Consider the following 7,070-nt stretch of genomic DNA (forward strand, 5'->3'; position numbering starts at 1 on the left):
CTTTGGGGGGAACTACTCCTCAAGTCCTCAGCATTGGGGGATTTAGGGGGCGATGCAGGAGCTCACTTGGGTTCTTCATATTTCGATTCAGCCACGCCAAAAATTTCAGGAATTATTGGGCGATTATTGGGCGATCGTCACCGTATAGCTCAACTGAAACGGATTAAACGTGCCAGGCGTCTTCGGACTACCGCGCAGCACCACCTCATAGGTTCCAGCACGGGGAAAGGTCACGGTTGCGCTGGGAAGATTGTCTCGCCCGGCGGCAGAGGTCGCCCGTAGAGCAGGCTGCTGAATTGGTCGATCGCCTGATTGTTGGGGCTGCGTGTAAATCGACAGGGCACAGTTGCAGTCCGAAAGCGGGATTGCCTGTCCGCCGCGTTTGACTAAGGCAAACCAGACCAGGCTGGGCGTACCTGCACGAGGGCGATCGTTCGGTTCAATGTGAATCGTCGCGCCTACGTTTCCGGAGGTTTCGACTTGATGAGCCGTCACGGGCTGAAAGCCGATCGCGCCATACAAAGCAGGAGTAACCGTCAATGCCAGTCCCAGAATCGCGAAGACCCGCTTTGAGGAACGGTTTAAGGAAAAACTATTTGGTTGGATCGGGTGGAACATAAAACTTCTCTAACGCAAAAATAGACCACAGCCAGGAGCAGCGCAGCAGCAGCACGAGCGCCACCGTGGCTCCCAGTCCAATCGTCCAGCCCCAGTTCCAGGCGGTTGGCTGCATTGCACCCAGAAACTCAGAGCCGACGGTAATCGTATGAACGGCTACCAGAATCAACGCCGGAATCGACAGCAGATGAATCGATCGCCACAGTTTCCCCAGTTTTTGCTGGGCACGATCGAAGCTGGTTATGGCAGCAGGTAACATCAGCAGCAGCGCAATCCCGCCCAGGACAATGCCAATTTGATACGGAACGGGCATAAAAAACAGCGCGTCAAAATTCCACTGCCAGGAATGCTCGATCATGTGCAGGCTATGCGCCAACGCCAGCAGAAATGCACTCACGCCCAAGACACGCCGATAGCGCAACAGCGTTCCCCAGAGCCGAGCGAGCGGACGCGCCGCCAACGCCAGCATCAAACAGACGATCGCGCCATACCCGGTGTAGTCGGTCATGATATCACCTGTTCGCATCAGGGTGAGAATACCAATCAGCAGCGTAATCCAGCCACCCAACCGAAATAGCTGACTGCGGCGATTGGCACTGATTGATCCGATCGACACCCCCACACCCACCATCATCGGCATTGTCCCCACTCCAAATGCCAACAGACTTGCCATGCCGTACCAGAGGTTGCCGGTTTCCGCTGCTTTGATTTGCGCTGCATACAAAAACCCGCAGGGAATCAGCCCCCACACGCTGCCCAGCAAAAACGGTGTACCCCAGTGCGAGCCAAACGACAGCTTCACCATGCTCTGGCTGAGGCGATCGTGCCATTTTCCCTGAAGCAAAGGATGCAGAAACGGCAGTTTGGGCAGCAGTCCCGGAGCTACCTGACCCAAGCCAAACCAGATCAGTAAACTTCCAGTCAGCAACGCCATGCCACGCCGCAGCAGACTGCCTACACCAGCCATCTGTCCGCCCGCAATCAAGACCGACCCCAATGCGCCGATCGCCCCGCCAACCAGGGCATAGCTGAGAATGCGTCCCAGGTTGAGCAGCAGGTGATAGCGCAGCTTTGCTCCCCGCGAGGTTCGAGCTGTATCTGAAAGGGAAAACGCTGCCGCGATCGGACCACACATCCCAGCACAGTGTCCGAAACTGCCGAGAAATCCAAGGCTGGCAAGCAAAAGTAAATCGAGCATGGATTTAACCCACTGCCATCCCAACAACGCAAATCTGATCCAGCAATTCCGGGGTTTTCTGATACGTCAGCATCATGCCCTGATGACAAAAACAGTCGGCAGCCCGCTGAACATCCTGGATGGCGGCGATCGTCCCACCCAAATCGTGATGAATCATGCCCTGACTAAGCAACCCCCGACTAAGCAACGCCTGAGCAGGGCCAGGAGCCAGATTGATTACAAACCAGAGCAGGAACATTAGAGAAAATGCCGTCAACGCGAAATCACGCTTCACCAATCGACCTCTCGCCCAAAAGTTGCACTCCCCTATCCTCGTGGAGCGTAAACCCGATTGTCAAAAGACAGGCTGTAAAACTTATCGGGGACTTTGCACAAGGGCGAAACCGAATTGCAGATTTTTGGGTAGCAGCGAAAGCAACAAGAGTTTACTCAATCGCAGAGCGGAGTGCCGGATATGGAAAGAGGGCTTGAAACCCAGACTGTCGATCGGCGATTGGCTCTGAGGCGTAATTCCACAGGCTTTCGTAATAGAAAAACGATACGCCCAAGCCGCGGCTCTGCGATGCCCGCACCTGCGCCTGGATTCGCTGCATCGAGACTGGATTATTCCTCAGCCCAGTTAAAATGCCAATTCCTGTAGGAACTTTTCGCTGGGTTTCCTGGATTTCGGAACGGTTAATTTGCTCCAGAAAACTTTGTAAGTCCGATCGATACACCTGCACAATCAGTTCATCCACCAAATTTTGCCGCACCCACGCGAGCCAATCCTGTAAGTGGAGCCGATAAGCAAAATCATAATAATTCGGAGAAACCGAAAACACTGCCTGAGGGTTCCGCTCTTTCACGGCTTTGTGCAGTCTGGTCATGAATGCCGTAATCTTATCTGCTCGCCAGCGAACCCATGCCGCATCTTGAGGATTACTTGGAGGAGCCTTCTTTGTTTCCTGAGTGTAGAGGGCGATCGTGTAATCGTCATACCCAAACTCAGCAGGCAAGCTCATGTGGTCATCAAACTGAATGCCATCGGCATCATATTGGGTAATAATTTCCAGCACCAGACTGGTAATGAACTGCTGCACCTCTGGACGAAACGGATTGAGCCAGACCACTTCACCCGCCGCACTGATCGAAGTTTGACCCCCATCTCGCTTCTGGGTCAGCCAGTCGGGATGCTGTAATGCCAGCTCTGAGGTGGGAGGAGCCATGAAGCCAAACTCAAACCAGGGAACAACCAGTAACCCTTTTTGGTGTCCCTGAGCAATCAAATCTGCAAGAATATCCTGTCCCTGCAATCCCCGGTAAACAAAATTTTGAATGCCTGCCTGCCTGACCACCGCACTGGGATACAATGCATAACCCGCATTCCAGACAACTGGATAGACAGTGTTAAAGTTTAACCGCCGCAGTTGCGCCATCGCATCTTGAACTTTGGCTCGATCGCGAAGGACGATCGTATCGTTGGTCGTGAGCCAAACTCCACGAATTTCTGAACGAAGCGGTTGAACGGTTGCCCCCGGAACGGTACTCACCAGCAGCACGGTCACCAATGACACCACAAAGAGCAGGGCAGGCAATACCCGAAGCCTCGATCGGGTCGCGCCGTTGCCGTATGCCTTATACCGTAAAGCGATTACCCTTTTGGGAAACTGCCGGGCGATTGACTGTAAGGCAAGCAGGTGTCGCCAGTGGTCAGGGATTAAACGTACTTTCATCAGTCGAACCTGGAGTGAGCGAGTCAAATACACAGATACATCTACAACAGATTTATCTGCTGGTCAGCTTGACTAGCCCTATAGTTTACTCGCAGTTGCGCTACTCTCACCATTGCCCCTGAAAAATGCGATCGCCGTTGATCACTGGTCAAGTTCCTCCCATTACCGTTGATAGTCAGATGGTATCTGAACTGCTTTAATGGCAGGACTGGCTTAAGCTTCAGCCTTCTTTAGGTAGATGAAGGAGAATGCTGTCCAAGTCTAGCTTCATACTGCTTAAACATTCTGCGAAGTGGATAGGAGCAAGATCCCCAGGATGAGGACGATCGCCATTCCGGTCAGCGCACCGTAGGAGAATTTGAGCCAGCGATTTTTCCAGAGGGGACGATCGAGTTTAGGGTTCATAGGAGCGGGGGTAAGGGAGAGAAGGAAGGGAAGCGTAAATTTTTCTGTACAGAAGCTTGATTCCTGGCAGGATTATAGTACATTTGTATGGTTCTTATTTGTGGTTCTTGAGCCACTTTAAGCCCATGGTGCAGCAAATTCTCCGCCTGTTTGATACTTCTCTTATTGAAGAATTGCATGAGAAACTGCATGAGGAACACGCTACGAAACGCACTGAGGAACAGCACACTGCCGGACAGACTTTGCTCGAAGAAACACAGCAGCTTTTCCATTCTGACGGCTCTGAAGCTGAGCTAGTTGCCCTAATTCAAAAAGCGATCGACGCGATTCATGAGCTGTGTGACTAAATACACAGGAATCTTCGAAAACATCTAGCAAAGACCCATCCCGCAAAGGCATCTAGGACATGCAGCAAAAACAGTTTCTAGGATTCTTCCTTTGCTGCCTCTGCTTCCAGGGTTTCCTGAAGGTAAAGCTGAGCCAAGCGATCGTATATTCCTGCCCCAATATACATCGGGTATTTGTGCGATCGGCTATAGACCCAGACCAGTTCACCAAGCAGGTAGATTCTGACATCTTCTGTCCATTTTTTGCACTGAGGCATGAGCGACGTTGCCGTTTCGAGAGCATCAGTCCACCGCTCAAATTCCTGAGAGTAGCGGGGTGTAACAACCTTGAACATCCAATATCCTGTCGAGGGTAAACGCGATCGATTCTTCCGATTGATAATAAGCCGATTATATCCCTGTCTCAAGCGGAGCTAGAGGGAGAAGCTAGAGGGAGTTTGAGCAGTCGTAGCGTCCTGCACTGCCTCCGTTATTTCCCTTTCTTGTTATTGCCCTTTCTAATTTCCCTTGCTATCAGAGTTACGCTCAGATTCCTTTGTAGGCTAAAACCTCTTTAGCAGGAGATCGATCGCCCGTACAGGAAATGCGTCTGGGGGCATTAATGAATATGATTTCAAAACCGAGGCTTTGATAGAGATTCAGAATGCGATCGGTCGCCTGGTTGGAGGCAACTACAGGTCCAGGATGAGCCGCTAACCATTCGGCTAATCTGACCTGATCCTGCCACTTAAAATCCTGAGCACTGTAGCGAGTAAATTTTACGTCGTAGGGCGGGTCAGAATAGATAAAATCGCCTGGAAGAATGGGAATTGCAGAAAAATCGCTGCTGGTAAACTGCCAGCTTCTTAAAACAGAAGCGTAACTTGTGAAATCCCTGATGTAGTTAATGGTTTTGTAGCGTCCGAACGGAACGTTAAACTGATTGCCATTATTGAAGCGGCACAAGCCGTTGTATCCCGTACGATTCATGAAGTAGAACAGCTTTGCTGACTCTGAACTGTTTGCCTGACCGTCTCGAATCAATTGATTAAACCGTTCTCGACATCCGTAGTAATACTCCGCGCTGTTTTCTAATGGAATATCAATACAAAGTCCCTTTTGCAGCCAGCGATAAAAGTTAATCAAATGCAGATTGTGGTCATTTAACACGGCCTGCCGGGGTTGCAAACCCAGCGCAACTGCCATCCCTCCCACAAACGGTTCTACAAGTCGCTGATGCGAATAGGGTTGCCAGAAATCCATTAGCATCGGCACAAGCCATCGTTTACCGCCAGCCCACTTCAGTGGAGGATTCAGGAGTGGGGGATTGAGGAATGCTGGACTGGCGTTTGCAGTCTTCACGAATGCTGATGCTCCTTAATCGATCGCGTCAATCGAATCAATTGTCTAAACAAAATCAGGGGATCAGTACGACAGATCTACTCAAATTGTATAGCAAAGCCTGAAATTCAGTCATCCGGGAGAAATTGAACGAAAACGCTTCATCGATCATTTCGGATAGATTCGATCGCGCAGTTTATCTGCATTCATCAAACCCTCAGCCTTGTTTTGTACAATAAACAAAGTCCATTGCCCGATTATTATTTGTTCCATGCAAGACTTTTTAAATAACGTTTCTCGCTATCCCCGCTATCTCATTTCATTTTCGCTGGGCGTGCTGCTGACGATGTTCAGTCCGCTGGTTCCTCTGTTTAAGCGTCCGGTCACTGCCGTGGCAACAGTTCTTTTTCTGTTGGCTGCCCTGACGTTTCTTGGCTTGACTTTACGTGCCATGCTGGGATTGAGTCCTGCTTAATGTCCTGATGCTTGATGTCTTGAAGTATCCTGAGCCGCTCCAGGGAAAAGCAGATTATTTCTTGAAGCCAAAATACATTTGCCCAAAGAGGCATCACGATCGCAACTGGCATCCGCTAATCTTGAGCAGAGCCTGAGCCGTGCAGGGCAAAACTGACTGTCGCGAACTATTGGGAGGAGAACTATGGCTACTGGTCGTCGGGTTGCCCGCGTGTCGGAACTGATTAAGCGGGAGGTCAGCCAGCTACTCTTTAACGGAATTAAGGACGATCGCGTCGGGCTCGGCATGGTCAGCGTTACAGATGTCGATGTATCGGGCGACTTGCAGCACGCCAAAATCTTTGTCAGCATCTACGGATCGGACGAAGCGCGAACCGCAGCAATGGCAGGGCTAAAGTCGGCAACAGGCTATGTCCGCAGTGAGTTGGGACAACGGCTGAGCCTAAGACGCACCCCTGAAGTCATCTTTGTCGAAGATCGCTCGATCGAGCGGGGAACGAAAGTGCTGTCGCTGCTGAATCAGCTCAGCCAGGAGCGCAAACCAGACGATGAGGAGGCGATCGGGGTTGATGATCAAGCCGTCGCTCTTAACGACGAACTCGACGCGCAATACGACGCGGATCTAGAACTCGACGACGATCTTGAAGACGGCGAATTCGACGACGAAGACGAACTCGAAGACAAGGACAGCCAGCCTTGACAAAAACAGGTCTACTGTCGGCTCTGCCCGACTGGGAAACTTTATCACTGCGGCAGCAAATCGCCCAGATGATTGTCGTTCGCGCTTCTGGGCATTTGTTTGACCATCAGATTGAATATCCTCAATGGGAAGCTCCGCATGCGGTGCTACAGCGATCGATTCAAGAGTTGGGCGTGGGCGGCGTGATTTTGCTGGGCGGCAGTGCGGCAGAAATCGGCTTGCGAACTCAGCAGCTTCAGGACTGGGCAGAGATTCCTTTAGTGATTGCGGCAGACATTGAAGAAGGGGTTGGAGAG

General features: G+C 51.3%; 10 protein-coding genes and 1 pseudogene. 4 read left to right on the forward strand and 7 right to left on the reverse strand.

The window, feature by feature from the left end; translation table 11 throughout:
• Positions 1-123: 123 nt before the first annotated feature.
• The 5 genes from H6F80_RS06180 to H6F80_RS30280 form a co-directional block, all read right to left on the reverse strand.
• Complete coding sequence (locus tag H6F80_RS06180; protein ID WP_190790711.1) at positions 124-618, reverse strand: hypothetical protein; 495 nt, start codon at positions 616-618, stop codon at positions 124-126.
• Positions 593-1,816, reverse strand: coding sequence for an urease accessory protein UreH domain-containing protein (locus H6F80_RS06185; RefSeq protein WP_190790712.1), 1,224 nt, complete (start codon positions 1,814-1,816; stop codon positions 593-595). Before H6F80_RS06185 ends, H6F80_RS06180 begins: the two co-directional genes overlap by 26 nt.
• Positions 1,817-1,820: 4 nt before the next feature.
• A complete protein-coding gene (locus H6F80_RS06190) occupies positions 1,821-2,090 on the reverse strand; it encodes a hypothetical protein (RefSeq protein ID WP_190790713.1) in 270 nt (89 codons plus the stop codon).
• A gap of 151 nt (positions 2,091-2,241) precedes the next feature.
• Positions 2,242-3,528 (reverse strand): glycoside hydrolase family 10-like protein, encoded by a 1,287-nt coding sequence (locus tag H6F80_RS06195; protein WP_190790714.1) that lies wholly within the window; start codon positions 3,526-3,528, stop codon positions 2,242-2,244.
• Positions 3,529-3,804: 276 nt separating this feature from the next.
• Positions 3,805-3,933 (reverse strand): hypothetical protein, encoded by a 129-nt coding sequence (locus H6F80_RS30280; protein ID WP_277879052.1) that lies wholly within the window; start codon positions 3,931-3,933, stop codon positions 3,805-3,807.
• A 125-nt stretch (positions 3,934-4,058) separates the two neighbouring features.
• Here H6F80_RS30280 and H6F80_RS06200 point away from each other — a divergent pair, with 125 nt between their 5' ends.
• Positions 4,059-4,280 (forward strand): hypothetical protein, encoded by a 222-nt coding sequence (locus tag H6F80_RS06200; RefSeq protein ID WP_190790715.1) that lies wholly within the window; start codon positions 4,059-4,061, stop codon positions 4,278-4,280.
• A 77-nt stretch (positions 4,281-4,357) separates the two neighbouring features.
• On the opposite strand, the gene H6F80_RS06205 is transcribed toward H6F80_RS06200, so the two are convergent.
• Positions 4,358-4,615, reverse strand: coding sequence for a hypothetical protein (locus tag H6F80_RS06205; RefSeq protein WP_190790716.1), 258 nt, complete (start codon positions 4,613-4,615; stop codon positions 4,358-4,360).
• Between the two features lie 190 nt (positions 4,616-4,805).
• On the reverse strand, positions 4,806-5,621 hold the full coding sequence (locus tag H6F80_RS06210; RefSeq protein ID WP_190790717.1) for a DNA adenine methylase: 816 nt from the start codon (positions 5,619-5,621) through the stop codon (positions 4,806-4,808).
• A gap of 250 nt (positions 5,622-5,871) precedes the next feature.
• Here H6F80_RS06210 and H6F80_RS06215 point away from each other — a divergent pair, with 250 nt between their 5' ends.
• The 3 genes and pseudogenes from H6F80_RS06215 to H6F80_RS06225 all read left to right on the forward strand — a co-directional run.
• Positions 5,872-6,075, forward strand: coding sequence for a DUF751 family protein (locus H6F80_RS06215; protein ID WP_190790718.1), 204 nt, complete (start codon positions 5,872-5,874; stop codon positions 6,073-6,075).
• 183 nt (positions 6,076-6,258) lie between these two features.
• Positions 6,259-6,774 carry a 30S ribosome-binding factor RbfA gene (gene rbfA / locus H6F80_RS06220; RefSeq protein WP_190790719.1) on the forward strand — a complete coding sequence of 172 codons (516 nt, stop codon included), beginning with the start codon at positions 6,259-6,261 and terminating at the stop codon, positions 6,772-6,774.
• Positions 6,771-7,070 (forward strand): annotated as a pseudogene (locus tag H6F80_RS06225) (beta-glucosidase); the annotation flags it as partial. The gene rbfA and the pseudogene H6F80_RS06225, both read left to right, overlap by 4 nt.

This window comes from Leptolyngbya sp. FACHB-711 (assembly GCF_014695615.1).
In the GTDB taxonomy this organism is placed as follows: domain Bacteria; phylum Cyanobacteriota; class Cyanobacteriia; order Elainellales; family Elainellaceae; genus Leptolyngbya_A.

What these genes read in the sequence shown, in the direction of transcription:
- H6F80_RS06180 (WP_190790711.1), bottom strand. Translation starts at nt 618, where the DNA reads ATGTTCCACCCGATCCAACCAAATAGTTTTTCCTTAAACCGTTCCTCA.
- H6F80_RS30280 (WP_277879052.1), bottom strand. Translation starts at nt 3,933, where the DNA reads ATGAACCCTAAACTCGATCGTCCCCTCTGGAAAAATCGCTGGCTCAAA.
- H6F80_RS06205 (WP_190790716.1), bottom strand. Translation starts at nt 4,615, where the DNA reads ATGTTCAAGGTTGTTACACCCCGCTACTCTCAGGAATTTGAGCGGTGG.
- H6F80_RS06185 (WP_190790712.1), bottom strand. Translation starts at nt 1,816, where the DNA reads ATGCTCGATTTACTTTTGCTTGCCAGCCTTGGATTTCTCGGCAGTTTC.
- rbfA (WP_190790719.1), top strand. Translation starts at nt 6,259, where the DNA reads ATGGCTACTGGTCGTCGGGTTGCCCGCGTGTCGGAACTGATTAAGCGG.
- H6F80_RS06200 (WP_190790715.1), top strand. Translation starts at nt 4,059, where the DNA reads ATGGTGCAGCAAATTCTCCGCCTGTTTGATACTTCTCTTATTGAAGAA.
- H6F80_RS06215 (WP_190790718.1), top strand. Translation starts at nt 5,872, where the DNA reads ATGCAAGACTTTTTAAATAACGTTTCTCGCTATCCCCGCTATCTCATT.
- H6F80_RS06195 (WP_190790714.1), bottom strand. Translation starts at nt 3,528, where the DNA reads ATGAAAGTACGTTTAATCCCTGACCACTGGCGACACCTGCTTGCCTTA.